26 protein-coding genes are annotated in these 25,764 nt (G+C 57.6%); 7 read left to right on the top strand and 19 right to left on the bottom strand.

Annotated features, from left to right (window positions below; all coding sequences use genetic code 11):
- Positions 1-94: 94 nt before the first annotated feature.
- The 6 genes from tal to pdxA all read right to left on the bottom strand — a co-directional run bounded on the left by tal (position 95) and on the right by pdxA (position 5,812).
- Positions 95-1,045 (bottom strand): transaldolase, encoded by a 951-nt coding sequence (gene tal, locus KHQ23_RS11170; protein WP_032434318.1) that lies wholly within the window; start codon positions 1,043-1,045, stop codon positions 95-97.
- 30 nt (positions 1,046-1,075) lie between these two features.
- Complete coding sequence (gene rpiB / locus KHQ23_RS11165; RefSeq protein WP_004179338.1) at positions 1,076-1,534, bottom strand: ribose 5-phosphate isomerase B; 459 nt, start codon at positions 1,532-1,534, stop codon at positions 1,076-1,078.
- Positions 1,535-1,562: 28 nt separating this feature from the next.
- Positions 1,563-1,937: a PTS glucitol/sorbitol transporter subunit IIA gene (locus tag KHQ23_RS11160; protein ID WP_004892984.1), complete on the bottom strand. Its 375-nt coding sequence runs from the start codon at positions 1,935-1,937 to the stop codon at positions 1,563-1,565.
- A gap of 1 nt (position 1,938) precedes the next feature.
- Positions 1,939-2,958, bottom strand: a complete 1,020-nt coding sequence (locus KHQ23_RS11155; RefSeq protein WP_004140602.1) for a 2-keto-3-deoxygluconate permease — start codon at positions 2,956-2,958, stop codon at positions 1,939-1,941.
- 92 nt (positions 2,959-3,050) lie between these two features.
- Positions 3,051-4,769: a four-carbon acid sugar kinase family protein gene (locus tag KHQ23_RS11150; protein ID WP_004183649.1), complete on the bottom strand. Its 1,719-nt coding sequence runs from the start codon at positions 4,767-4,769 to the stop codon at positions 3,051-3,053.
- Positions 4,770-4,804: 35 nt separating this feature from the next.
- Entirely contained in the window at positions 4,805-5,812 is a 1,008-nt protein-coding gene (pdxA, locus tag KHQ23_RS11145) for a 4-hydroxythreonine-4-phosphate dehydrogenase PdxA (protein ID WP_004179336.1), read from the bottom strand.
- Positions 5,813-6,054: 242 nt separating this feature from the next.
- Here pdxA and KHQ23_RS11140 point away from each other — a divergent pair, with 242 nt between their 5' ends.
- Together KHQ23_RS11140 and KHQ23_RS11135 are read left to right on the top strand one after the other, a co-directional pair.
- A complete protein-coding gene (locus KHQ23_RS11140) occupies positions 6,055-6,849 on the top strand; it encodes a triose-phosphate isomerase (protein ID WP_004211823.1) in 795 nt (264 codons plus the stop codon).
- A 35-nt stretch (positions 6,850-6,884) separates the two neighbouring features.
- The gene (locus tag KHQ23_RS11135) at positions 6,885-7,847 is read left to right on the top strand and encodes a sugar-binding transcriptional regulator (RefSeq protein ID WP_004140612.1); all 963 of its coding nucleotides are present in this window, start codon (positions 6,885-6,887) and stop codon (positions 7,845-7,847) included.
- 24 nt (positions 7,848-7,871) lie between these two features.
- On the opposite strand, the gene KHQ23_RS11130 is transcribed toward KHQ23_RS11135, so the two are convergent.
- The 7 genes from KHQ23_RS11130 to KHQ23_RS11100 form a co-directional block, all read right to left on the bottom strand.
- The gene (locus KHQ23_RS11130) at positions 7,872-8,216 is read right to left on the bottom strand and encodes a hypothetical protein (protein ID WP_015958187.1); all 345 of its coding nucleotides are present in this window, start codon (positions 8,214-8,216) and stop codon (positions 7,872-7,874) included.
- A 90-nt stretch (positions 8,217-8,306) separates the two neighbouring features.
- Entirely contained in the window at positions 8,307-9,137 is an 831-nt protein-coding gene (gene cobB / locus KHQ23_RS11125) for a Sir2 family NAD+-dependent deacetylase (protein WP_004176563.1), read from the bottom strand.
- A 14-nt stretch (positions 9,138-9,151) separates the two neighbouring features.
- Positions 9,152-10,063 (bottom strand): N-acetylglucosamine kinase, encoded by a 912-nt coding sequence (gene nagK / locus KHQ23_RS11120; protein WP_015958185.1) that lies wholly within the window; start codon positions 10,061-10,063, stop codon positions 9,152-9,154.
- A 48-nt stretch (positions 10,064-10,111) separates the two neighbouring features.
- Positions 10,112-11,356, bottom strand: a complete 1,245-nt coding sequence (gene lolE / locus KHQ23_RS11115) for a lipoprotein-releasing ABC transporter permease subunit LolE (protein WP_004176565.1) — start codon at positions 11,354-11,356, stop codon at positions 10,112-10,114.
- The gene (gene lolD, locus KHQ23_RS11110) at positions 11,356-12,057 is read right to left on the bottom strand and encodes a lipoprotein-releasing ABC transporter ATP-binding protein LolD (RefSeq protein WP_002900798.1); all 702 of its coding nucleotides are present in this window, start codon (positions 12,055-12,057) and stop codon (positions 11,356-11,358) included. The genes lolE and lolD overlap by 1 nt, the downstream gene beginning before the upstream one ends.
- On the bottom strand, positions 12,050-13,249 hold the full coding sequence (gene lolC / locus KHQ23_RS11105) for a lipoprotein-releasing ABC transporter permease subunit LolC (protein WP_002900795.1): 1,200 nt from the start codon (positions 13,247-13,249) through the stop codon (positions 12,050-12,052). The genes lolD and lolC overlap by 8 nt, the downstream gene beginning before the upstream one ends.
- A 133-nt stretch (positions 13,250-13,382) precedes the next feature.
- A complete protein-coding gene (locus tag KHQ23_RS11100; protein WP_004140630.1) occupies positions 13,383-13,514 on the bottom strand; it encodes a hypothetical protein in 132 nt (43 codons plus the stop codon).
- Between the two features lie 39 nt (positions 13,515-13,553).
- On the opposite strand from KHQ23_RS11100, the gene mfd reads away from it, so the two are divergent.
- Together mfd and KHQ23_RS11090 are read left to right on the top strand one after the other, a co-directional pair.
- Complete coding sequence (gene mfd / locus KHQ23_RS11095; protein ID WP_073553769.1) at positions 13,554-17,000, top strand: transcription-repair coupling factor; 3,447 nt, start codon at positions 13,554-13,556, stop codon at positions 16,998-17,000.
- A 163-nt stretch (positions 17,001-17,163) separates the two neighbouring features.
- On the top strand, positions 17,164-18,123 hold the full coding sequence (locus KHQ23_RS11090) for a L,D-transpeptidase family protein (protein ID WP_002900790.1): 960 nt from the start codon (positions 17,164-17,166) through the stop codon (positions 18,121-18,123).
- 128 nt (positions 18,124-18,251) lie between these two features.
- Here KHQ23_RS11090 and bhsA read toward each other — a convergent pair whose 3' ends face one another.
- Complete coding sequence (bhsA, locus tag KHQ23_RS11085; RefSeq protein ID WP_002900788.1) at positions 18,252-18,509, bottom strand: multiple stress resistance protein BhsA; 258 nt, start codon at positions 18,507-18,509, stop codon at positions 18,252-18,254.
- A gap of 97 nt (positions 18,510-18,606) precedes the next feature.
- Here bhsA and KHQ23_RS11080 point away from each other — a divergent pair, with 97 nt between their 5' ends.
- Together KHQ23_RS11080 and KHQ23_RS11075 are read left to right on the top strand one after the other, a co-directional pair.
- Complete coding sequence (locus KHQ23_RS11080) at positions 18,607-18,762, top strand: hypothetical protein (RefSeq protein WP_004147941.1); 156 nt, start codon at positions 18,607-18,609, stop codon at positions 18,760-18,762.
- Positions 18,759-19,394 (top strand): TetR/AcrR family transcriptional regulator, encoded by a 636-nt coding sequence (locus tag KHQ23_RS11075; protein WP_004140640.1) that lies wholly within the window; start codon positions 18,759-18,761, stop codon positions 19,392-19,394. Before KHQ23_RS11080 ends, KHQ23_RS11075 begins: the two co-directional genes overlap by 4 nt.
- 52 nt (positions 19,395-19,446) lie before the next feature.
- Here the strand turns inward: KHQ23_RS11075 and KHQ23_RS11070 are convergent, their stop codons facing one another.
- Positions 19,447-19,569 (bottom strand): hypothetical protein, encoded by a 123-nt coding sequence (locus KHQ23_RS11070; RefSeq protein ID WP_004140642.1) that lies wholly within the window; start codon positions 19,567-19,569, stop codon positions 19,447-19,449.
- 68 nt (positions 19,570-19,637) lie between these two features.
- Between KHQ23_RS11070 and KHQ23_RS11065 the strand changes: the two genes are divergently transcribed.
- On the top strand, positions 19,638-21,827 hold the full coding sequence (locus KHQ23_RS11065) for a TonB-dependent siderophore receptor (RefSeq protein WP_032434314.1): 2,190 nt from the start codon (positions 19,638-19,640) through the stop codon (positions 21,825-21,827).
- A 57-nt stretch (positions 21,828-21,884) separates the two neighbouring features.
- Here the strand turns inward: KHQ23_RS11065 and KHQ23_RS11060 are convergent, their stop codons facing one another.
- The 4 genes from KHQ23_RS11060 to nagZ form a co-directional block, all read right to left on the bottom strand.
- Entirely contained in the window at positions 21,885-22,424 is a 540-nt protein-coding gene (locus tag KHQ23_RS11060) for a glycine zipper 2TM domain-containing protein (protein ID WP_073553768.1), read from the bottom strand.
- A gap of 194 nt (positions 22,425-22,618) precedes the next feature.
- Entirely contained in the window at positions 22,619-23,923 is a 1,305-nt protein-coding gene (locus KHQ23_RS11055; RefSeq protein ID WP_002900778.1) for an NAD(P)/FAD-dependent oxidoreductase, read from the bottom strand.
- Positions 23,924-24,168: 245 nt separating this feature from the next.
- Positions 24,169-24,711 carry an alpha/beta hydrolase YcfP gene (gene ycfP / locus KHQ23_RS11050; protein WP_002900775.1) on the bottom strand — a complete coding sequence of 181 codons (543 nt, stop codon included), beginning with the start codon at positions 24,709-24,711 and terminating at the stop codon, positions 24,169-24,171.
- Positions 24,712-24,746: 35 nt separating this feature from the next.
- Positions 24,747-25,757, bottom strand: coding sequence for a beta-N-acetylhexosaminidase (nagZ, locus tag KHQ23_RS11045; RefSeq protein ID WP_004147935.1), 1,011 nt, complete (start codon positions 25,755-25,757; stop codon positions 24,747-24,749).
- Between the last annotated feature and the right edge of the window lie 7 nt (positions 25,758-25,764).

The raw sequence follows: 25,764 nt of genomic DNA, 5'->3' as shown, positions 1-25,764 counted from the left end.
TTTCTGTACAGCGTCCATGCTCAGGGCGCGCAGCGCGTTGGCGCATTGGCGGCGAGTGGTATTTGTCGTTTTCATCAGTCTTTATCCCCGCGGATTACAACATCTGCTGAATCTGTTGTTCCAGTTTCACCTGATCGACAGCAAACAGTCGGATCCCTTCCGCTAGTTTTTCCACTGCCATGGGATCCTGATGATGCTGCCAGAGGAACTCCGCCTGCGTTATCGGGCTGGGACGGGTTTCCGTCACGCAGCCGGGAGTCAACTGGCGGGTCAGCACTCCTTCGCTGGCCGCCAGCTCGTCCAGCAGTGCCGGAGAGATAGTCAGGCGATCGCAGCCCGCCAGCGCCTGGATCTGCTCAATTCGACGGAAGCTAGCGCCCATTACCACCGTGTCATAGCCATGGGATTTGTAATACTGATAAATCTGGCGCACGGAGACCACCCCCGGGTCGCTGTCCACCTGATAGGCTGACTGCGGCTGGTGCTTCTGATACCAGTCGTAGATGCGGCCCACAAAGGGCGAGATGAGAAAGACGCCCGCTTCGGCGCACGCCCGGGCCTGAGCGAAAGAGAACAGCAGCGTCAGGTTGCAGTTTATACCGCTCTGCTCCAGCTCTTCGGCAGCGCGAATGCCCTCCCAGGTGGCGGCGAGCTTAATTAAAATCCGCTCGGGACCAATGCCATTTTTCTCATATAACTGGATGAGCTTGCGCGCCTTCGCGACGCACATCCCGCGATCCCAGGCAAAGCGGGCATCCACTTCGGTGGAGATACGCCCGGGCACATGGCGCAGCACCTCGCTGCCGATATCCACTGCCACCTGATCGCAGGCGTTAATCAATTGCGTTTCTGCGCTGCCTCCCTGGCGGCGTGCCTTGCCAATCGCATCGGCAATCAGCGGCTGATACTGCGGCAGCTGCGCGGCCTTCAGCACCAGCGAGGGGTTGGTGGTCGCATCCTGGGGTGCAAACTTTTTAATCGATTCAATATCGCCGGTATCAGCAACAACCGTGGTGTATTTTTTCAGTTCGTCTAACTGGCTCATCATCTGTTCCTTATCTTACGACTGCGGACATTAATCTCTGGCATGCTGGTGTTCGTAATAATCAATACGTTCCACTTTGGGCGCGGATCCACCGCCTTCATATTCGGACTCAAGCCACGCCTGAATAATTTTTTTGCCCAGCTCAGCGCCAATCACCCGCGCGCCAAGGGTAATAATCTGCGCGTTGTTACTTTTACGCGCTCGCTCGGCGGAGAAGGTATCGTGACACTGTGCGGCGCGGACCCCGGGGACTTTATTGGCCACAATACTCATCCCAATGCCGGTACCGCAGATCAGGATCCCACGCTCGTGTTCGCCCTGTTTAATCGACATCGCCACCGCATGGGCAACATCCGGATAAACGGTACTCCCCTGGCGTTTATCGCTGCTGTAATCCGCGACGTTAATTCCCAACCCATTCAAATAAGCGACGATGGAATCGCGAAAAGCATAGGCGGCATCATCCGCACCAATAGCGATTGTTTTCATGGTTATTTCCTTAATTTAACAGTACGTCTTAATGACAATTCGGGTAAAACGAAATTTGGTCGCCAGGCTGAATAATTTGTGGTGGTTCGCCGTAAAGGTGTACCGTCCCGGGTAATTCAGCGATATCTGCGCCATCAAAATTTAGCGTGATATGGCCAAGCTGTCGTAAATTTGCCGTTGCCACACGGCCTACCGCGGTCACCCGATAATTTTTATCATTTAATTTCATTTGCTGACCAGGCGATAACTCGGCGGTCAGTTCGCTGGCCTGGTGTACAGCGCAATAACTCGCAATATCGTCGGGAACGGCATCGGAGAATAAAATAAGCCGCAGCTCCCGCAAAGAACACTCAACATATTCCCCGACGGCGGTAATCCGTAATGAATACAACGGCACGCTCATACTATTTGTGTCCTTTGGCGGCAGGGGAAGATAATGTCACGCTCTCTTCACTTTTCACCTCTTTCAGCGGTTCAGCGGCTGGCGCACGCTTTTTCAGCCGTTTATCAAACCAGGCGACCAGTATCGGCGCGGTGATCATGGTGATAATGCTCGCCGTCGCCAGCTGCGCGGTGGCGGCATCCACGTACATCGCCAGCGAAGGATCCGCCTGGGCAACCATCGCCGGCGTCAGCGCCGAGCTGGCGGCGGTGGTTCCCAGCGCGGCGCCCAGCGCGCTTTTCTTCTTCAAAAACAGGTTGTAGATAAAGTAGAACACAATCCCGGTTAGCGCGGAGATAATCCCCAACAGGATCCCGGACAGCCCGGCGGTGAACACCGTATTGATACTGGAGTTGGCGCCGATGGCGAACGACATAATAATGATCACCAGCGGCTGCGCCGCAGCGCATAACTGTTTAAAGCGTTCGTCCAGATTGCCCCACAGCATGCCAATCAGCAGTGGGATCAGCATCGACAGCAGCGCGGCGAAGGGAATATTGGCCAGGCCGCTGACGCCCAGCACCATCATGGTAACAAACGGACCATCCTTGATGCAGAATACGGAGATCGCCCCGGCATCACTGGCATCGCCATAGTTGCTGCACAATGCGATATAGAGGGAGCTGTTCGAGCTGGTCAGGCAGGCAATCAGCGCCAGGGTCGATATTCCGAGAAAACCGCTCGGGCCAAACAACGTTCCCGCAACCCATACCGCCAGTGCCCCGGCCAGACATTTGAGAAACAGCAGCACGGCGCCTTTATAGAGCGGCAACCCGGCCTGACGGATATTGATCGAGGTTCCGCAAATGAGCAAAAATATGCCCATCATGGCGCTGGAACCGACTTTAAATAAGGCGGTGGTCGGGCCGCCAATGCTGAGCACCTGGGGCGCGAAAGTATTAATTAATATAGCCACCAGCAGTGGAATAATAATTAACCCACCGGGCACCTTATTCATTTTTTCAAGTATATTAATATTCATAGGGTAACTCTTAAATTAAGATTTAACAGAGATAACGACGCAATACTACCCTGACGACCATTACGTCGTTTATTAGTTATTAGATTACTGGGTTATTGCTGTGCTTCCTGATAAATTCGGTCAACAATGATGCTAATAATATCTTCCGGTCCGGTTAGCCCTCCTTTCCCGACGCAAATTAAGCCGGCATAATCGCCGCCAATGATCCGCACCATATCGGTTTGCGGGATGACATAGTCAATCATTTCTATTCCGGTGGCGCCCAGCTCTTTTAGTACATTGACCATGGTGTCACCACCGGTCATATACAATCCTTTAATTTCACCCGACGCACAGTTAAGCACCTCGCGCACAATACTGCCCAATCCGTGGTTAATATTTTGCGCAGCCTCACCGTGGGCCAGACCAAATCGCTGCTCCTCTTCCTGAAGGTTTAGCAACCGCCCGGTCAAGGCGGACTCAAAAACAAAGAGCGCGTTGTGCTGCGCCGGAACGCACTGTCGGGCATGCTGCACCACGCGATTGACTTCAATCTCAGCGGCGTTTTTCCGGTCAACCAACAGCTCGGCATCCACCGGGATATGGCAGACCCGGGCATCATTAGCGATCAAATACTGGAGCTGTTTTTTGGTTACTGGCGTTGCGCTGCCGGCAACGATCAAAATCGAGCCGCGCTGGCCGTCCGCTGTCAGGCTCGCGGGCGCGCTGCTCCGCGCTTCGCGCATCAGGCCGCGACGAACCGCCAGCCGTTCGGTAAAGGGCCCCGGATCGACGGCCAGCACGTTCCAGTTCAGGGCCACTACCGCCCCGGCGATGGCATCGACATCGTCGACGGTTATCGCATCGACCACTATCACCCGCACGCCGCGCTGTTGTTGTTCCTGTAAATCCTGCTGGATTTGCCCTTCGCCTTTCATCACCGATGTCAGCGCGATATGCCCGACCTGATGATGGGTCTGCGCCGCCAACAGTCCCGGCACCCACGACTCGGTGACCGGGGTACGTACATCGCGAGCCACATCGGTCCGCGACAGGGCTACCGAATCAATCACCGAGTAACCGCCGACGAGAATACGCCGTGACTGCGGCATCGCCGGCACCACAACCGCCACCGTCTCCTGCGGCAGTTGTTCCAGCATGGCGTCGATTTCAAATCCGATGCCGCCGCGCAGCGTGGTATCAATCCGCTTGGTGAAGTAATGCGCGCCGCGAGCCTGCAGCTGTTTCACCGCAGCGCTCACTTTGTGCTGGGCCTCCGCTTTCGGCAATGGGCGGCTGTCGCTGCTGACCACCATCGCCGGATACTCTACCTCATTGCGGGCGAAGGATTCGGTATCGAAAAACGCGGCGGTTTTTAAACCACTGCGCGCCAGCAGCACCCCGACGGTAGTTGCCCCGGTCAGATCGTCAGCCACGATCCCAAGCTTTCCGCCTTCCCCTTGCGGCCAGACCATCTCAATGCAGGCTGGCGTCACGCCGGAGACGTAGATCCCTTCGTGTATAAATTCCGCCAGCGGGCCGCTTTTACCGGTGGGATGCAGGTTAATGGTGGGAATTCCCCGCTTCGGATAGAGTCCGCAGCGCAACGTGCCGCCGCAGTCGATGACCATTAAACCAATCTCTTCCGCCGGCGGTTCGCCATTCTTGAATACATCAATGGAAGGCCAGCCGGTCAGTTCGCTCAGGCGGTCGACGACCGGGGGACGGATCCCCCCGGTGATGTACGCAATCTTTTTCCCCTGACCTGGCGTGATAGTCAGCGGCCCGCCCCAGCCCTTACAGCCCTTGCTAATCAACAGATGTTTTTCCATTTCTCTGTCCTCGTGATTCGCATGAACCTCAGCGATTATTGATGCTTCATTTTCCAGTAACGGGCCGCCACCAGCGTCGACTCCAGCATACTGACGGTACCCGCCTTACCGGTACCGGCGATATCAAACGCCGTCCCATGGTCGACGGAGCTGCGCATAAACGGCAGGCCGAAGGTAATGGTGATCGAACGTTCAAAGTCGAGGGTTTTGCAGGCAATATGCCCCTGATCGTGATACAGCGAGAGAATGGCGTCGTAGCGCCCCTGTTTGCCGAGATGGAACACGGAATCGGCCGGAACCGGCCCGATAGCGTTGATCCCCATCTCCTGGGCCGCTTTCACCGCCGGGATCAGATTGTCAGCCTCTTCGTGACCAAACAGACCATTGTCGGAACCATGCGGGTTCAGGGCGGCCACGGCAATGCGCGGATTTTTGATGTTCAGGGCGGTAAATTCATGGTGGATCTGCTGAACGCAGGCCAGCACTCGCGCTTTGTTGGCATAGTCACAGGCTGCTTTTAGCGCCATATGACGGCTCACGAAGAAGACGCGCAGGTTGTGGACGTGGAACATGGTCAGACCGTAATCAGATTGGGTTTCCACCTGATAGATTTCGGTATGGCCCGGCAGCTTACATCCTGCCAGCTTGATGGCTTCCTTATGAATTGGTGCAGTAGAGACCACGTCGATCAGCCCCGCTTTGCCCAGCTCGATCGACTTCATCACATAGTCCAGCGACATTTGCCCCGCCAGTTTCTGCACCTTGCCCCATTCGATACTGTCGCAATCGTAGTCGCCAGTTTCCAGAACATCCAACGTCCCCCAGCTAAAACGGGCCTCCTGCGGATGGGCAATTTTATGGATAGCAAAATCGCAGCCCATGATTTTCATCGCCCGGCTGATAATCGGTACCGAGCCGATCAGGAACGGTTTGCACTCGTCATACACGCTTTTGTCCATCATGGTGGCCACGGTGATCTCCGGGCCGATCCCTGCCGGATCGCCAATGGTAATCGCCACAACGGGTTTTTTCTCTGCTGACATCATGCGCCTCTCATTTTTTCAGTTGATTGTTCATATGTTCAATACCAAATCATATGCTCAAAACATTACCTGATGAATGAGCCGCCATGAGTGATGAAGATCACATAAAAAAAATCATAGATTTTTTTCATCGAAAAATGTGATCTAACATATGTTCATACAGTGATAAAAAGTTCAACCTCAATACAGGGTATGGCCCCGTTTCTGGCAAGTATTTGATTTTATTAAGAGGAGAAGCAATGATGACCCCGATATGGTTAGGAACCAGCTGGAAAATGAACAAGCCGCTGTCCCAGGCCATGGCCTGGTGCGAAACGCTGGCAGCGCGGATGCCGGAGGGCTGTCACCCTGCTATTCAGCCCTTCGTCATTCCCCCCTTCACCGCGATCCAACCCGTCAGCCATTTTCTGCAAACGCATCAGTTACCGCTTCTGACCGGCGCGCAGAATATGCATGAAGCGGATCAGGGCGCCTGGACCGGGGAAATCTCGGCGGCCATGTTGGCAGAAACCGGCGCCACACTTGTTGAGCTGGGACATTCAGAACGACGCGCCGCCTTTAATGAAAGCGATGCCGCGATTAATCGAAAAGTGCATAGCGCCTTAGGTCATGGCCTGCGCCCGCTGATCTGTATTGGCGATAGCGCCGAGGAGAAACGCTGGCAGGTGTCGCGTGAAAGCGTGGTGCGGCAGATGAAGATCGCCCTGTATGGCCTGAGCCACCAGCAGGCGCTGCGGACCCTGATTGCGTATGAACCGGTGTGGGCCATTGGCGAACATGGTACGCCCGCCTCACCGCAGGAGGCGGGTGTCATTCATCAGGCGCTACGTCAGGCGCTTTGCGAGCGGTTTGGTCACGAGACGGGAACCCGTATCCCGCTGCTCTATGGCGGCAGCGTAACGCTGCAAAACGCGGTGGAATTGCTGCGCCAGCAGGAGATCAATGGGTTGTTTATCGGCCGCGCGGCCTGGGACGCGCAAGGCTATTGCGACATTGTTCAACGCGTTACACAGGAATTTATTTTGCAGGCGCAGTAATATAAAAGGGACACCAGAGATGGAAATTCCAGGCCATGATTGAACAAGACTCAGATTACGCCCTGCTCACTGAAATTGCGGTGGCTTATTACGATCAGGAACAAACGCAGGAAGAGATCGCCAAACGATTCGGCATTTCGCGTATCAAAGTCGGGCGCCTGCTGAAAAAAGCGCGCCAGGAAGGGATTGTTGAGATCAGCGTCAAATACCATCCGGTCTTCAGCTCCCAGATTGAGCAGCAGTTTATTTCGCACTTTGGCATTAAGCGCGCGCTAATTGCCCTGGATCACCATGATGAAGATGAACAGCGCCAGCAGGTGGCGGCCCTGGTCAGTAACTACCTTGCCGGGGTGTTAAAAAACGATATGACCGTCACCGTTGGTCAGGGGCGCAATGTGGCCGCGGTGGCGAATCACGTTGGCGTGTTTCCTGAGCGCCACTGCCGCTTTATCTGCGGCATCGGCGGAACCAAGCGTGACAATCAGCTGATTGATGCCGACCACATCAGCCGGAATCTGGCGCGCAAATTTAACGGCTTCAGCGAAACGCTTTACGCCCCGGCCTATGTGGAAACCCCGGAGCTGCGCGCGGCCTTTATGCAAAACCGCCTGATTAAGGCCACGCTCGAACAGGCCAGCAAAGCTGACGTGGCGATCATCGGCCTCGGCGATATGAATGAAAACAGCTTTATGGTGCAGCTCGGCTGGTTTACGCCGCAGGAAATTGCCACCGCGCGTCAGGAACAGGGGGTGGTGGGCGATCTGGCGGGGTACAGCTTTTTCAATATTCAGGGCAAACCCGTCGATACGGTGATGAATGACCGGGTCATTGGCTTAAGTCTCGAACAGCTGCGGGCCATTCCCTGCGTCATCGCTATCGCCTCCGAAAGTACGAAAGCGACAGCGATCCTGGGGGCATTACGCACCGGGGTTATCGATGTGCTGGCTACCAGCGCCTCGAACGCCCGTTCGGTCATTAATATGCAAAAGGCGCTATAAATAAGCCACGGCGCAGGCGGCGGATCAGCGTTGACCGCCGTCGTGCTGGCCTTTGCCCTTCCCTTTTTCGGCTCGCCGCTGCACAAAATCTTCAATGATGCCGACAACCCAGTTGAGAGGTTTCCACAGCACCACCAGCAGCAGCAACGGACCGTATATTCGCACACCGCCCGTCGCGACCTGACCGGTCAACAGCAGAGCTAAGATATCCAGCAGCAGGCACAACGCGCTGCCAGTGCCGAGGAACAGACATAGCAGGAAGAGGATCGGTCGGCTATCGACATGTAGCGGTAAAGCGCGCTGGCTCCAGACGCCAACGATAATGGCCGCGATCAACATGATCGCTTCGATAACCAGCGGATTATGCATGGTCTGACTCCTGTCATGACGTGACATCCTTGTCAGCAGCGCTGCCGGCGGCCGTGGGCTGCGCCCTGGCTACCGGCAGGCGGCTTCAGTTTACAACGCGTTTTCCTGCAGCAGCTTATCGATAAAGGCGGGTACCACTTCGCTTGCCAGCCCGTAGTGCTTCTCGGCAAACTCGCTGCCCACCTGGCTGGGCTCCAGGTTCAGTTCAACGGTATGGGCGCCGTGCAGTCGCGCCTCGTGCACAAAGCCAGCCGCCGGATAGACATGGCCGGAGGTGCCGATGGCGATAAAAATATCTGCGTCGGCCAGCGCGCTGTAGATCTCATCCATCCCCAGCGGCATTTCGCCAAACCAGACCACGTGCGGACGCAGCGCCGCCGGGAACTGGCAGCAGTGGCACTTGTCCTCGGCGGTGACGTCGCCGGTCCACTCCAGCACCTGGCCGCTCCACGAACAGCGCACCTTTAGCAGCTCGCCGTGCATATGGATCACCCGGCGGTTGCCGGCGCGCTCGTGCAGATTATCAATATTCTGGGTGACCAGCAGAAAATGGTCGCCCAGCAGATCCTCCAGACGCGCCAGCGCCAGATGCGCCGCGTTCGGCGCGATTTCCGGACTCTGCAGCTGACGACGACGGGCGTTGTAGAACGCCTGCACCAGCGCCGGATCGCGGGCGAAGCCTTCCGGCGTCGCCACATCTTCCACCCGATGCTCTTCCCACAGGCCATCGGCCGCGCGGAAGGTTTTGATCCCCGACTCTGCCGAGATGCCCGCGCCGGTTAACACCACCACTCTCGGTTTTGCCATCGCTTCAGGCTTCATCCTGTCCTCCCTAAAGAAAATCCGCTGACGCAGACGGTCACGCAACCGACGTTTATTGCGACGAAAACGGCTCAATCGATGTAAACGGCGCGACTGCATAGCTACCTCTGTGATTAATGGGTCAGGTGAAGGAAGGCCGCACCGCGCATTCCCCCGGCATCGCCGTGGCGCGCGCGCTCAATGCGCGGAACCCTGGCGACCGGCAGAAGATGGCGCGGCAATCGTTGCGCCAGCCCTTCGCTAATGGCCGTAAAGTTAGATAATCCACCGCCGAGCACCAGCAAATCCGGGTCGACAATGGTCAGTATATTCCCCAGACACACCGCCAGCAGATCGAGATAGCGCTCAACGTGCGCCTGCGCGCGCGGATCGTGCTGCTGCCACTGCGCCACAATCTCCGGCGAGGAGAGCGGTTGCTGATAAAAATGTTCGTACAGCCAGGCGAAACCGCGACCGGAGAGATAATTTTCAATACAGCCCAGCTGGCCGCAGCCGCAGCGCAGCAGCGGAAAATCGCGCCCAACCACCTCCAGGGCATCCACCGGCAGGCGAATATGACCGAACTCGCCGGTGATATAGCTATGGCCGGTAATCGATTTACCGTTCAACACCAGGCCGCCGCCCACGCCGGTGCCGAGGATCAATCCCATCACCAGCGGGTATTGCGTAAACTCATCGTCCCACGCTTCCGACAGCGCGAAACAGTTGGCGTCATTATCGAGACGCACCTCGCGCCCCAACCGCGCGCTGAGGTCAGCACGCAGCGGCCGGCCGCTGGCGGCTGGCACGTTAGCGGCATACAGCGTGCCGTCCGCCGTTTCCGGCATTCCCGGAATACCGATCCCCACCGAACCCTGCTGGTCGAAGCGCTCATCGGCCTCGCGGACCAGCGCCTCTACCGCCTGGAGAAAATCCTCATAACTACTTTTCGGCGTGGCGACGCGTTTTTCCCACTGCAGTCGCCGCTCCTGATTAAATACGCCCAGCGCTATCTTGCTGCCGCCAATGTCAAATCCATAATACATTTCAGCAATTCCTCTTGTGTCGTCAGCCAGGCCGACGATGACGATAAATTACTGGCCACTCAGCACCCTCGCCGGGTCGATGCGGCTGGCGCGGCGGGCGGGATACCAGCTGGCCAGCAAACTCAGCAACAGTGCTGTCACCAGCACATAAAAGACGTCCAGCCAGTGCAATTCTGACGGCAGGAAGTCAATAAAATAGATGTCGCCGGAGAGGAATTTATGCCCAATCAGGTATTCGATGCCGTTGATGATCGACGTCAGGTTCAACGCGCAGATCACGCCGATCACCACCCCAAACAGGCTGCCTACCGATCCGGCTAATAAACCATACCACACGAAAATCGCGCGAATTAAGCCGTCTTTTGCGCCAAGCGTGCGCAGCACCGCAATATCGCCGCTTTTGTCTTTGACCGCCATCACCAGCGTCGAGACGATGTTAAAGCAGGCCACGCCGATCACCAGCACCATCGCCAGGTACATAATGGCGCGGATCATCTGGATGTCGCGATACATATAGCCATAGGTGCCGATCCAGCTCTTGATGTAGACGTAGCTGTTGGTCACCTCGCCGGCGTCGCGTACCAGCTTGTTAGCATGGAAAACGTCGGTGACCTTGATGGCGATGCCGGTCACGCTGCCGCCCATCTCCAGATACTGCTGCGCATCCTGCATCGGGATCATGGCAAAACTATGATCGAGCTGGCCGCTCAGCTGTAAAATTCCGGTCACATGCAGCCTGACGCGTTTTGGCTGCAGCAGCTGATGGTCGGCGTCGGCATTAGGGATCATGATCGACACCCAGTCCCCCTGCTTCACGTGCAGGGCATCGGCGACCCCTTTGCCCAGGATCACTTGCTGTTCGCCAGCCTTGAATCCGGCCCACGCGTTATTCTGCACAAAGGTAGGCAGCGCGCTGAGCTGGCTCTCCTGCTGCGGGTCGACGCCTTTCACCTGGATGGCGCGCATATTGCTGCCGCTCTCCACCAGGCCGGTGAAGTTAATATAGGGCGCTGCCGCGACAATCCCCTTCACCTTCTGCACCTTCGCCAGCGCTTCCTGCCAGTTATTCCACGGCTGATTCACGGGTTCGATTTCGCCGTGCGGTACCACCGCCAGCACGCGGTTATTCAGCTCGCGCTCAAAGCCGTTCATCGCGCTGAGGCCGACGATCAGCACCGCCACCCCCAGCGCAATGCCGATGGTGGAGATTACCGAGATCAGCGACACCATGCCGCCGCGCCGCCGGCCGCGGCTGAAACGCAATGCAATCAGTAACGATAACGGAGACGCCATTACTCGGCCCCCATCAGGGTCAGGTCGGCGGTCAGACGGCCATCGCGCATCTCCAGCTGGCGGCTCATGCGCTTCGCCAGCTGCAGGTCGTGGGTCACCACCAGAAACGCGGTGCGCTGCGCGACGTTCAGTTCGCCCAGCAGCTGGAAGATGCTGTCGGCGTTGCGAGCGTCGAGGTTACCGGTTGGCTCGTCCGCCAGCACCAGCCGCGGTTTATTCACCAGCGCGCGGGCAATCGCCACCCGCTGGCGCTCGCCGCCGGAGAGCTCCGACGGACGGTGATGGCTGCGGTGTTCAAGCCCGACCGCCTGCAGCATCGCTTTCGCCTGGCGTTCAATATCCGCCGGCTTCTTTTTGCCAATCAGCAGCGGCATCGCCACGTTTTCCAGTGCGCTAAAGTCCGGCAGCAGATGGTGGAATTGATAGATAAAGCCCAGCTCGCGGTTACGCAGGTCGGCGCGCGCGGCGGTGGATAGCTTGCTCATCGGCTGACCGGAGAAAATCACGTCGCCAGAGGTGGGCGTATCCAGGCCGCCGAGCAGATGCAGCAGCGTACTTTTGCCAGAGCCGGAGGTGCCGACGATAGCCATCATCTCGCCTTCACCAATGCTGAAGCTGACATTGTGCAGGACATCTGTTTGCACATTGCCTTCCTGATAGCGTTTGCACAGGTTGTCGCATTGCAGCAGGATCTTATTCATAACGTAAAGCCTCAGCGGGTTGGGTGGCGGCAGCGCGCCAGGAAGGGTACAACGTAGACAACAGGGCCAGCACCATCGCCACCAGGGCGATAACAATGACCTGCAGCGGCTCAATCGCCACCGGCAGCGCCGCGCCGTCAAGGAAGGCGCCGATGATCGGCATTAAATTATTCAGCTGGCTGGCCAACAGGGCGCCAAGCACCGCTCCCAGCAGCGCGCCGACGATCCCGGCGCTGGCCCCCTGCACCATAAAGACGGCCATAATCTGCCGCGGCGTCAGCCCCTGGGTCTGCAGGATCGCCACTTCGCCCTGCTTCTCCATCACCATCATCCCCAGCGAGGTAATAATGTTGAAGGCCGCGACGGCGACGATCAGGCTCAGCAGCAGGCCCATCATATTTTTCTCCATGCGCACCGCCTGGAACAGTTCGCCCTTGCGCTCGCGCCAGTCCTGCCACTGAGTTCCCGGCGGCAGCGTCTGCTGACTCAGGGTGTCGACCTGCAGCGGTTGATCCAGCCACAGGCGCCAGCCGGTGATATTCCCCAGCGGATAGCGCATCAGACGGGAGGCGTCGTCGATGTTGGTCAGCATCTGATAGCCATCGACTTCGCTGTTGGCGGCGAAGGTGCCGATGACCGTGAACAGACGCTGGCTCGGCACGCGGCCCATCGGCGTAAACTGACTCGCGGAAGGAACCATCACGCGAATTTTATCGCCGCGATTAACCCCCAGCTGGCCCGCCAGCTGCTCGCCGAGAATAACGTTATATTTGCCCGCCTGCAGATCGCTCTGTTTGACGTTCACCAGGTATGGAGTCAGGGGATCGTTCTGCGCCGGATCAATGCCCAGCATAACCCCGACCGCCACGCTGCGCGCGCTCTGCAGCACCACGTCGCCGGTGGTGATCGGCGCTACGCGGGTTACCCCATTAAGTTTCGCTTCGCGCTCCGGCAGTTGCTGAGGGTTCACCGAACCCTGTTTGGCGCTAAGAATGGCCTGTGGCATCAGCCCCAGGATGTTGTTTTGCAGCTCGCGTTCAAAGCCGTTCATCACCGACAGGACCGTCACCAGCGCCATTACGCCAAGCGTAATACCGATAGTTGAGAGCCAGGAGACGAAACGACCGAAGCGGTCGGCTGCGCGCCCGCGCATATAGCGTAGGCCGATAAAGAGTGCGGCAGGTTGGTACATGTCATCCATCTGGTTGCTGATAGCCGATGCCCGAGTATATAAGCGATTAGGGGCAGCGTAAACGACTGATACATGACGACTTTATTAGCAATAAACCTAAAAACCAAGTAAATACAAACGGATAGATAAGTACTTACTTATTTATCTTTACGCTTATCGACAGCGCTGACCTTTCTTCACCCAACACGCGATGGCAATTCGGGTTGGCGAATCCAGACCAATCGCGGATAATCTCACTATTGAATATCAGCGAGTTGCCCTCCATATCGGCAGAGCGAATCCCTAAGAGACCATGAAACCGTCTATGCCTGAACAATATCGATACTCATTGCCGGTGAAAGCCGGCGATCAGCGCCAGCTTGGCGAGTTGACCGGCGCAGCCTGCGCCCCCCTGGTGGCGGAGATGGCCGAACGCCACAAGGGCCCGGTGGTGCTGGTGGCGCCTGACATGCAAAACGCGCTGCGTCTGAACGACGAGATCAGGCAGTTCACCGACAGCATGGTGATGGGGCTGGCGGACTGGGAAACGCTCCCTTACGACAGCTTCTCGCCGCATCAGGACATCATCTCCTCCCGTCTTGCCACCCTTTACCAGTTACCCACCATGCAGCGCGGCGTACTGATCGTTCCGGTCAGCACCCTGATGCAGCGCGTCTGTCCGCACAGCTTCCTTCACGGCCACGCGCTGGTGATGAAAAAGGGCCAGCGCCTGTCGCGCGATGCGCTGCGCGATCAGCTGGAGGGGGCCGGCTACCGCCATGTCGATCAGGTGATGGAGCACGGCGAATATGCTACCCGCGGCGCGCTGCTCGACCTGTTCCCGATGGGTAGCGATCAGCCCTACCGCCTTGATTTCTTTGACGATGAAATCGACAGCCTGCGCCTGTTCGACGTTGACAGCCAGCGCACGCTGGAGGAAGTGGCGGCCATTAACCTGCTGCCGGCGCACGAGTTCCCCACCGACCAGACCGCTATTGAGCTGTTCCGCAGCCAGTGGCGCGACCGCTTTGAGGTGAAGCGCGATGCCGAACACATCTATCAGCAGGTCAGTAAAGGGACGCTACCTGCCGGTATCGAATACTGGCAACCGCTGTTCTTCAGCGAGCCGCTGCCGCCGTTATTCAGCTATTTCCCGGCCAGCACGCTGATCGTCAACACCGGCGATCTCGAGGCCAGCGCGGAGCGATTCCAGAATGAAGCCCGCGCCCGCTTTGAAAACCGCGGCGTCGACCCGATGCGCCCGCTCCTGCCGCCTGAGCTGCTGTGGCTGCGCAGCGATGAGCTATTCAGCGAACTGAAAAAATGGCCGCGCGTGCAGCTGAAAACCGAACGTCTGGCGGACAAAGCGGCGAATACTAATCTGGGCTACCAGACGCTGCCGGACCTCGCCGTCCAGGCGCAGAACAAAGCGCCGCTGGATAATCTGCGCCGCTTCCTCGAGTCCTTTACCGGTCCGGTGATCTTCTCGGTGGAAAGCGAAGGCCGCCGTGAAGCGCTGAGCGAAATGCTGGCGCGGATTAAAGTTGCGCCAAAACATGTGCTGCGTCTGGAGGAAGCCACCGGCAACGGCCGCTATCTGATGATTGGCGCCGCCGAGCACGGGTTTATCGACAGCCAGCGCGGCCTGGCGCTGATTTGCGAGAGCGACCTGCTCGGCGAGCGGGTGGCGCGCCGTCGTCAGGATTCGCGCCGCACCATTAACCCTGACACTCTGATTCGCAACCTCGCCGAACTGCATATCGGCCAGCCGGTCGTTCACCTGGAACACGGCGTGGGCCGCTACGCGGGCATGACTACCCTGGAAGCCGGCGGCATCACCGGCGAATATCTGATGCTAACCTACGCCAACGATGCCAAGCTATACGTTCCGGTATCGTCCCTGCATCTTATCAGCCGCTACGCCGGCGGGGCGGAAGAAAACGCCCCCCTGCACAAGCTGGGCGGCGATGCCTGGACCCGGGCGCGACAAAAAGCGGCTGAGAAAGTACGCGACGTGGCGGCCGAGCTGCTGGATATCTACGCCCAGCGCGCGGCGAAGGCGGGTTTTGCCTTTAAACACGACCGCGAACAGTATCAGCTGTTCTGCGACGGCTTCCCATTTGAAACCACGCCGGATCAGGCGCAGGCGATCAACGCCGTCCTCAGCGATATGTGCCAGCCGCTGGCCATGGACCGCCTGGTATGCGGCGATGTGGGCTTCGGCAAGACCGAAGTGGCCATGCGCGCCGCCTTCCTCGCCGTGGAGAACCACAAGCAGGTGGCGGTGCTGGTGCCGACCACCCTGCTGGCTCAGCAGCACTATGACAATTTCCGCGATCGTTTCGCCAACTGGCCGGTACGTATCGAAATGCTCTCCCGCTTCCGCAGCGCTAAAGAGCAGGCGCAGATCCTCGAGCAGGCCGCGGAAGGCAAAATCGATATCTTGATCGGCACCCACAAGCTGCTGCAGAGCGAGGTGAAGCTGCGCGATCTCGGGCTGCTGATCGTCGACGAAGAGCACCGGTTTGGCGTGCGGCATAAAGAGCGCATCAAAGCGATGCGCGCCGATGTCGATATCCTGACCCTCACCGCCACGCCGATCCCGCGGACGCTGAACATGGCGATGAGCGGGATGCGCGATCTGTCGATCATCGCCACGCCGCCGGCGCGCCGCCTGGCGGTGAAGACCTTCGTTCGCGAATATGACGCCCTGGTGGTGCGCGAGGCGATCCTGCGCGAAACGCTGCGCGGCGGCCAGGTCTACTATCTGTTTAATGACGTTGAGAACATCCAGAAAGCCGCCGACAAGTTGGCGGAGCTGGTGCCGGAGGCGCGGATCGCCATCGGTCACGGTCAGATGAGGGAGCGCGAACTGGAGCGGGTGATGAATGACTTCCATCATCAACGCTTCAATGTGCTGGTGTGCACCACCATCATCGAAACCGGGATCGACATTCCCACCGCCAACACCATCATCATCGAACGCGCCGACCATTTTGGCCTCGCCCAGCTGCACCAGCTGCGCGGCCGCGTTGGCCGTTCGCATCACCAGGCCTATGCCTGGCTGCTGACGCCGCATCCGAAAGCGATGACCACCGATGCGCAAAAGCGCCTCGAGGCCATTGCGTCGCTGGAAGATCTCGGCGCCGGCTTTGCGCTGGCAACCCACGATCTGGAGATTCGCGGGGCCGGGGAACTGCTTGGGGAAGATCAGAGCGGTCAGATGGAAACCATCGGTTTCTCCCTGTATATGGAGCTGCTGGAGAACGCAGTCGATGCGCTGAAAGCCGGGCGTGAACCCTCGCTGGAAGATCTCACCAGTCAGCAGACGGAGGTTGAACTGCGCATGCCTTCCCTGCTGCCTGATGATTTCATCCCTGACGTCAATACGCGCCTGTCATTCTATAAGCGCATTGCCAGCGCCAAAAACGAACAGGATCTGGAGGAGATCAAAGTCGAGCTGATCGATCGTTTTGGCCGCCTGCCCGATGCCGCCCGCAACCTGCTGGATATCGCCCGTCTGCGTCAGCAGGCGCAAAAGTTAGGGATCCGCAAGCTGGAAAGCAACGAAAAAGGCGGCGTGATCGAATTTAACGAGAAAAACAACGTCAATCCGGTGTGGCTGATCGGCCTGCTGCAAAAGCAGCCCCAGCACTTCCGCCTGGACGGTCCCACGCGCCTGAAGTTCATGCAGGACCTGGAGGAGCGTAAAACGCGGATGGACTGGGTTCGCCAGTTTATGCGCCAGCTGGAAGAGAACGCCGTCGCCTGACTGGCAGGAGATACGGCCCCGCTGCCGTATCTCCCTTCCCACATACCTCGCAATCTTTACAAACATTTTGCAATCCGCCTGGATTTCCCCACACAGACTCACGCCATAATCTCATCTGCTTTTCGTATAAAAATAACCACTTACATATTTTGGAGTTATGGTAATGAGAAACCGTTTCCCCGTGACGCTTTGGCTGACGCTAGTCGCGTTAGTCGCCGCGCTGGCCCTCCCCGCGCGCGCTAACACCTGGCCCCTTCCCCCGCCGGGCAGCCGGCTGGTGGGTCAGAATCAGTTTCATGTGGTACAGGATGACGGCGGTTCGCTGGAAGCGATTGCCAAGAAGTACAATGTCGGCTTCCTGGCCCTGCTGCAGGCCAATCCCGGGGTTGACCCCTATGTTCCGCGCGCCGGCAGCGTGCTGACCATCCCCCTGCAGACGCTGCTGCCCGATGCGCCGCGCGAAGGGCTGGTGATAAACCTCGCCGAACTGCGCCTCTACTATTACCCGCCGGGCAAGAATGAAGTGACCGTCTACCCAATCGGCATCGGCCAGCTGGGTGGGACCACCATCACACCGACGATGGTCACAACCGTGTCCGACAAACGGGCCAATCCGACCTGGACACCTACCGCCAACATTCGCGCGCGCTACAAGGCTATGGGGATTGAGCTGCCGGCGGTAGTGCCTGCTGGTCCTGACAATCCGATGGGCCATCACGCCATCCGCCTCGCCGCCTATGGCGGAGTCTATCTCCTGCACGGCACCAATGCCGATTTCGGCATCGGTATGCGCGTCAGTTCCGGCTGCATTCGTCTGCGCGATAACGATATCAAGGCGCTGTACAACACTATCTCGCCGGGCACGAAGGTGAACATTATCAACACGCCGATCAAGGCGTCGGTTGAGCCGGATGGCCGCCGTCTGGTTGAGGTCCATCAGCCGCTGTCTGAGCATATCGATGACGACCCGCAGACCCTGCCCATTACGCTTAATGCGGCCATGACTGCGTTCAAACAGGCGCCGCAGACCGACGGGACGGTGATGGAGCGCGCGATGAATTATCGCTCGGGCATGCCGATTGACGTCACCCGTCATGCTGAGCCTGGACCGCAGTCGCTGTAGTCTTACGCTGCACAAAACAAAAAACCCGCCTGATGGCGGGTTTTTTGTTGGCAAGGGTCAAACAGGGGTACAACAGGGTCTTACTCATCGCCGTCCGGTGAAGGGGGCCGGGCAGCGACGCATCGGGCTTACTTGTAGATAACGGCGGTACCGTGAAGGGTATTCGGACCGGTTACCGAAGTAATACGGTATGAAGTGGCGCCCATCTCATCCGCTTTCTGCGCCAGCTGGTCTTCCAGCGAGCCCAGGTTAGTCCCGGCAGAAGCAGAGATGGTGCCTACTTTATGCTGTCCTGCAGGGGTGGACTGCACCTCTACAGCGGCAAAGCTGGCGAAAGAAAGGGAACTTAAAACGGCGGCAATAGCCAGAGTATTAACGGTTTTCATGATTATTATACCTGTGCAGATGAATTTTATAGTAGGGTCGCAAGCATTAACTTAACGATCGATAGGTAAATAATAATGTGATCTATATCACACGTCAATGCATTTTTATAACGATCGTTTAACTATTTATAAAATGCTTAAATTTCATACATATATGAATTATTTATTTTTAAACCGACAGCGCTGGCCCCGGCGATCGTTTATTTTTATAATGGCCTTTCACCAAACCAACATAGGTACAACGGCACCATGACAACTGACGTTCAAAGTTGCGCCAAAAAAAGCCGTGGCCGACCGAAGGTGTTCGACAGGGATGCGGCGCTGGACAAAGCCATGACACTCTTCTGGCAGCACGGCTATGAGGCGACCTCGCTCGCCGATCTGGTCGAGGCGACAGGAGCAAAAGCCCCCACCCTGTATGCGGAATTTGTGAATAAAGAAGGCCTATTCCGCGCAGTGTTGGATCGTTACATTTCGCGCTTTGCCGCGAAGCACGAAGCCGTGCTGTTTGCCGAGGGAAAATCCGTCGATCGCGCGTTGCGTGACTACTTCACGGCGGTCGCCACCTGCTTTACCAGCAAAGAGACGCCGGCCGGCTGCTTTATCATCAATACCTCCGCCGCGCTGGCCGCCTCCTCGACGGATATCGCCAATACCATCAAATCCCGCCATGCGATGCAGGAGCAGGCGCTAACCCAGTTTCTGCAGCAGCGGCAGGCGCAGGGCGAACTGCCCGCGGGCCGCGATGTCGCGCAGCTGGCGCAATTTCTTAACTGCGTTCTGCAGGGGATGTCGATTAGCGCCCGGGAAGGCGCGGATTTCGACAAGCTGATGCAAATCACCGACACCACTCTCCGTCTCTGGCCGCAGGTCCTCGAGTCCTGATGCGCCCTGCTTCCGGCGGTATTCTGCCGCCGGATCCGCTCTCCTGTTGGCTTTATCCCCACAAAATAGATTGATTTTTATTACCTTTTCTCGCGCAAGATAAACGCAAATGATATTGATTGCGATATTCATTATGTGCAAAATCCTTTTTTGAGTTTTTCCAGATGTTTCGCATTGTAACGAATACCGGCCGACGCCGGCCCATAACAACGACAAAGCAACTTGCTCATAAAAGGAATGGATATGAAAAAGCGCCTCTGGGTGCTCCACCCTCTGCTGCTGGCCAGCACGCTGCCTGCGCTGGCGGCTCAGTCTGATGAAGACAGCATCATCGTTAGCGCAAACCGCACCCATCGCACCGTGGCCGAAATGGCCCAAACCACCTGGGTCATTGAGGGCCAGGAGATTGAGCAGCAGGTCCAGGGCGGGAAAGAGTTCAAAGACGTGCTGGCGCAGCTGATCCCCGGCATCGACGTCAGCAGCCAGGGGCGGACCAACTATGGGATGAACATGCGCGGGCGCGCAATCGTCGTGCTGATTGACGGCGTCCGGCTCAACTCCTCACGCACCGACAGCCGCCAGCTCGACGCCATCGATCCATTCAACATCGAACATATCGAAGTGATCTCCGGAGCGACCTCGCTGTACGGCGGGGGCAGTACCGGCGGGCTTATCAACATCGTTACCAAAAAGGGGCAGCAGGATCGTCAGGTCGATCTTGAGGTGGGCAGCAAGAGCGGTTTTGCGAACAGCAACGATCATGATGAGCGCGTCGCGGCGGCCGTCAGCGGCGGAACAGACCACGCATCCGGCCGCTTGTCGGTAGCCTATCAGCGTTTCGGCGGCTGGTACGACGGCAATAACGATGCGCTGATCCTCGATAATACCCAAACGGGGCTCCAGCACTCTGACCGCCTCGACGTGATGGGGACGGGGACAATTGAGATCGATGATAACCGCCAGCTGCAGCTGGTCACCCAGTATTATAAAAGCCAGGGCGATGATGACTACGGTCTGTGGCTCGGGAAGAACATGTCCGCGGTCACCAGCGGCGGCAAAGCGTATACCACCGACGGGCTCAATTCCGACCGTATCCCCGGCACCGAACGCCATCTGATCAGCCTCCAGTACTCCGATGCCGACTTTTTCGGCCAAAATCTGGTGAGCCAGGTGTACTATCGCGATGAGTCCCTCACCTTCTATCCGTTCCCGACGCTCACGAAAGGTCAGGTCAGTAGCTTCTCCTCGTCGCAGCAGGATACCGATCAGTATGGGGCCAAGCTGACCCTCAACAGCCAACCGCTGGCGGGGTGGGATCTCACCTGGGGTCTCGACGCCGATCATGAGACCTTTAATGCCAACCAAATGTTCTTCGATCTGCCACAATCGATGGCCTCCGGCGGGTTGCACAACGAATCGATCTACACAACCGGCCGCTACCCGGGATACAGTATTTCCAATGTCGCGCCATTCCTGCAGTCCAGCTACGATCTGAACGATATCTTTACCGTCAGCGGCGGGGTACGCTACCAGTGGACCGAAAACCGGGTCGACGACTTTGTCGGCTACGCCCAGCAGCAGGATATCGCCAACGGCAAAGCGCGCTCCGCCGACGCCATCAAAGGCGGCAAAACCGATTATGACAATTTCCTGTTTAACGCCGGGATCGTGGTCCACCTGACCGAGCGTCAACAAACCTGGTTTAACTTCTCGCAGGGCGTCGAGCTACCGGACCCTGGTAAATACTATGGCATCGGTAAATATGGCGCTGCGGTGAATGGTCATCTGCCGCTGATCTCCAGCGTCAACGTCGATGACTCGCCGCTGCAGGGGATCAAAGTTAACTCGTACGAGCTGGGCTGGCGCTACACCGGCGATAACCTGCGCACCCAGCTGGCGGCGTACTACTCGACCTCGGATAAGACCATTGTCGTCAACCGCACCGACATGACCATCGACGTTCAGTCCGACAAACGGCGTATTTACGGCGTTGAGGGGGCGGTCGACTACTTTATTCCGGATAGCGACTGGAGCGTCGGCGGTAACTTCAACGTGCTGAAATCCCAGGTGCAGACCGACGGCCGCTGGCAAAAATGGGACGTCACCCTCGCCTCGCCGTCTAAAGCCACCGCCTGGGTGGGCTGGGCGCCGGATCCGTGGAGCCTGCGCGTGCAGAGTCAGCAGGTATTTGACCTCAGCGATGCCGCCGGTAACAAGCTGGAAGGCTATAACACCGTCGATTTTATCGGTAGTTACGCGCTGCCGGTGGGGAAAGTGACCTTCAGTATCGAAAACCTGCTTAACGAAGACTATGTCACTATCTGGGGCCAGCGCGCGCCGCTGCTCTACAGCCCAACCTACGGCAGTTCATCGCTGTATGAGTACAAAGGTCGTGGCCGCACCTTTGGTCTGAACTACGCCTTAACCTTCTGATAAAAAAAGCCCCTCAGCCTGAGCGATTGAGGGGCTAATCACTACACAAATCTGTTTTTAGATTTTGTTGTTCAGGACCAGCTGGCCGTTGTTGTCCAGCGGGATCTGGCTGCCGGGATCGTGATCCATGCGGATTTTCCCCTGCTGATCGCCTATCTTATAGGTCACATCGTAGCCGAGCATTTTATCGGATTTGTCATACACCGTTTTGCAGCGCTGCTGGGTGGTGGTGTAGGTATCGTTGTCCTGTATCGCGCCCTGGATCTGGTTGCCTGCATAGCCGCCGCCCAGCGCACCTACGACCGTCGCCACGCTGCGTCCGTGACCGCCGCCAAACTGGTGGCCAATCACCCCGCCCGCCACCGCGCCCAGCACCGAACCGGCGATGCGGTTTTCATCCTGTACCGGACGACGATGAGTCACCGTGACATTGCGGCATTCCTGACGCGGCGTTTTCACGGTTTCTTTAATCGGTGTACTGGAGACCACTTGCGCATACTGCGGGCCGCGATCCAACACGTTGAGACCAGCGACAGCTGCAACGCCCAGCGCGGCAGCCACGCCTATCCCTATACCCGCCAACATAGATTTATTCACGGGAGTTCCTCCTTTGTTGCTGTTGATACAATTTTGCAACCGGAGCCGGGAGGGCGCAAATCAGATAGCGGATGAAAAGTGCGAGAATTCGCTGCAAATCAAAGGGATTCAGAGGATTCCGAGCGGGATCTCTGCGGTTCCAGCAGAAGAGCCCGGAGGCGCCCTCAGAGCGCGCCTCCGGGTCGCGACAGCGATTAGTGCAGCTTCAGGCGCGGGCGAATGATGCGGTTGATGCGCCCGACCAGCATCATCAGGCCGGTCTTGAAGTAACCATGCAGAGCAATCTGGTGCATACGGTACAGGGAGATGTACACGAAGCGCGCAATGCGCCCTTCCACCATCATCGAACCGCGCATCAGGTTACCCATCAGGCTGCCGACGGTGGAGTAATTTGACAGCGACACCAGCGAGCCATGGTCTTTATAGGTGTATGCCTTCAGCGGTTTGCCTTTCATCTGCGCCAGGATGTTGTTCAGCGCGCAGGTAGCCATCTGGTGCGCCGCCTGGGCCCGCGGAGGCACAAAGCCGCCTTCCGGACGGGCGCAGGAGGCGCAGTCGCCGATGGCGAAAATATCCGCATCGCGGGTAGTCTGCAGCGTCGGCTCGACCACCAGCTGATTGATACGGTTGGTTTCGAGGCCGCCGATCTCTTTCATGAAATCTGGCGCTTTGATCCCCGCCGCCCAGACCATTAGATCCGCCTCAATATATTCGCCATCTTTAGTGTGCAGGCCGCCCGCATCCGCGCTGGTGACCATGGTCTGCGTCAGAACCCGTACGCCCAGCTTAGTCAGCTCATTATGCGCTGCCCCGGAAATGCGCGGCGGCAGCGCAGGCAGAATGCGCTCGCCCGCCTCGACCAGCGTGACGTTCAGCGCTTCGTTGGTCAACCCTTTGTAGCCGTAGCTGTGCAGCTGTTTCACCGCATTGTGCAACTCAGCGGAGAGCTCCACGCCGGTGGCGCCGCCGCCGACGATGGCGATATTTACTTTACCGTTAGCGCCGAGGTTAGCAGAGTATTTAAGGAACAGGTTGAGCATTTCCTGATGGAAGCGACGCGCCTGGTGCGGGTTGTCGAGGAAAATGCAGTTCTCTTTTACGCCAGGGGTATTAAAGTCATTCGAGGTACTGCCCAACGCCATGACCAGCGTGTCGTACGGCAGTTTACGCTCAGCCACCAGCAGCTCGCCTTTTTCATTGCGCAGCTCGCCGAGGGTGATGGTTTTCCCTTCGCGGTTGATATCAACCACCGAGCCCAGCTGGAACTGGAAACCGTGGTTGCGGGCATGGGCCAGATAGCTCAGCGCATCAACGCCTTCATCCAGAGAACCGGTGGCCACTTCGTGCAGCAGCGGCTTCCACAGATGGCTGTGGTTACGGTCCACCAGGGTGATTTTCGCTTTCTTATGGCGCCCTAACTTTCTCCCCAGCTGAGTTGCCAGTTCCAGTCCGCCAGCGCCGCCACCCACAATTACGATTTTTTTCAATGGCGTAGTCATGTGTACCCCTAAAATTATTAACCAATTGTTAAATAAAAGTTATTGAAATAGCCTTTATTTAACAACAAGTTACGTTAATGAAACCATTCAGCACTGTCGAGAATACCATGAACGGTGCATTGGTCATACCAAAATTGATGTGCATCAAGTTTTGTCGCGTATTTTTTCAGCGAAACCAATAAGTGTAGACATGAAAAAACCCGCGTGGTGAACCCGACGCGGGTTTGGGAACAAGGGAAAAGCAGTTAGCCGAGGGTTTTAAACGCTTTCAGCCGCTGCAGATGCGGCGAGATATTTTTAAACTTATGGGTCTGCTCTTCATCCCAGATAATTTCATAATAGTGGTGCAGGAGATCGGCGGAACGCTGGCTGTCCAACGCCTCGTCCTGGCGGGAAAGCACCACCAGGCAGCGATCGCGGTTCTTCTCGCGGAAGTTGGTCACGCACTTGGTGGCGATGTCAGCATACTCTTCCGGTCGGTCGATTTTGCCTTCCATGTTCTCATGCGGAAACAGGTTTGGATTGAACACCGCCTGGCGGATATCGCACAGAAAACCAATCCGCTCCGCCCAGTAGCCGCCAAGGCCGACGCCGCAGATCAGCGGCCGGTCATCGGCAGTGAGCTGCAGCATTTTATCGACCTCTTTCAGCAAATGCTGCATATCGTGCTTGGGATGCCGCGTGCTGTAGCTAATCAACCGCACGTCCGGGTCGATAAACTGCAGCTGCATCACCTTCTCATGGTTACCGGGGCTGTTCGAGTCAAAACCGTGTAAATAGATAATCATCGCATCCTCACCAGACAACAACGCCCCGTAGAGCGTTACGCGGACTTCGCCTCTTGCCAGCGCGCATGAAGCTGCTCCAGCTGGGCACTCACCGTTTTCCAACGGGCTGAATCCCTTAACTCCTGACGGGAAAAGGAACCTTTATGATACAATTTCGTAACACGCTCTGCTTTGATCGGCGACAGGTTATCCAGCACACTGACCGCGCCTTTACGATTATTGCAGACGAGGATCATATCGCAACCGGCGTCGAGCGATGCCTGACCGCGTTCGGCATAGCTGCCCATGATCGCCGCCCCTTCCATCGACAGATCGTCGGAGAAAATCACCCCGTCAAAGCCCAGTTCGCCGCGCAGCACCGTTTTCAGCCAGTACGCCGAGCCGCTGGCCGGACGCGGATCGAGCTCCGGGTAAATCACATGCGCCGGCATAATGGCATCCAGACGCTGCTCGGCGATAAGGCTTTTGAACACCGCCATATCATGGTCGCGGATAACCGATGCCGCCCGCGGATCGAACGGCGTCTCTTTGTGCGAATCGGCAGTCACCGCCCCGTGACCCGGGAAGTGTTTGCCGGTGGTTTTCATGCCCGCGGCGTGCATCCCGTCAATGAAGTGACGCGCCATCGTCAGCGCTTTCTGCGGATCTTCATGATAAGAACGTTCGCCGATTGCGGCGCTGATATGGCCGACGTCCAGCACTGGCGCAAAACTAATATCGATATCCATGGCGATCATTTCGCTGGCCATCAGCCAGCCGGCTTCGGCGGCCAGTTTGCCCCCCTCTTCCATCCCCAGCAGCGCGGCGAAAGACTGGGCCGCCGGTAAACGGGTAAACCCTTCGCGGAAACGCTGAACCCGCCCCCCTTCCTGATCGACCGCCACCACCAGGTGGTTCCGGGAGGCGTCGCGGATCTGGCGCACCAGCTCGCGCAACTGCGCCGGATCGTGATAATTTCGGGTAAAGAGGATCAACCCTCCCACCAGCGGATGCGCCAGAATTTCTCGCTCTTCCGCATCCAGCTCATACCCTTCGACATCCAACATCACTGGG

It is taken from the genome of Klebsiella sp. 64 (assembly GCF_018223915.1).
GTDB lineage: Bacteria > Pseudomonadota > Gammaproteobacteria > Enterobacterales > Enterobacteriaceae > Klebsiella > Klebsiella pneumoniae.
Note: the sequence above shows the minus strand (reverse complement) of the source record. Positions and strands in the feature narration are given on the sequence as shown.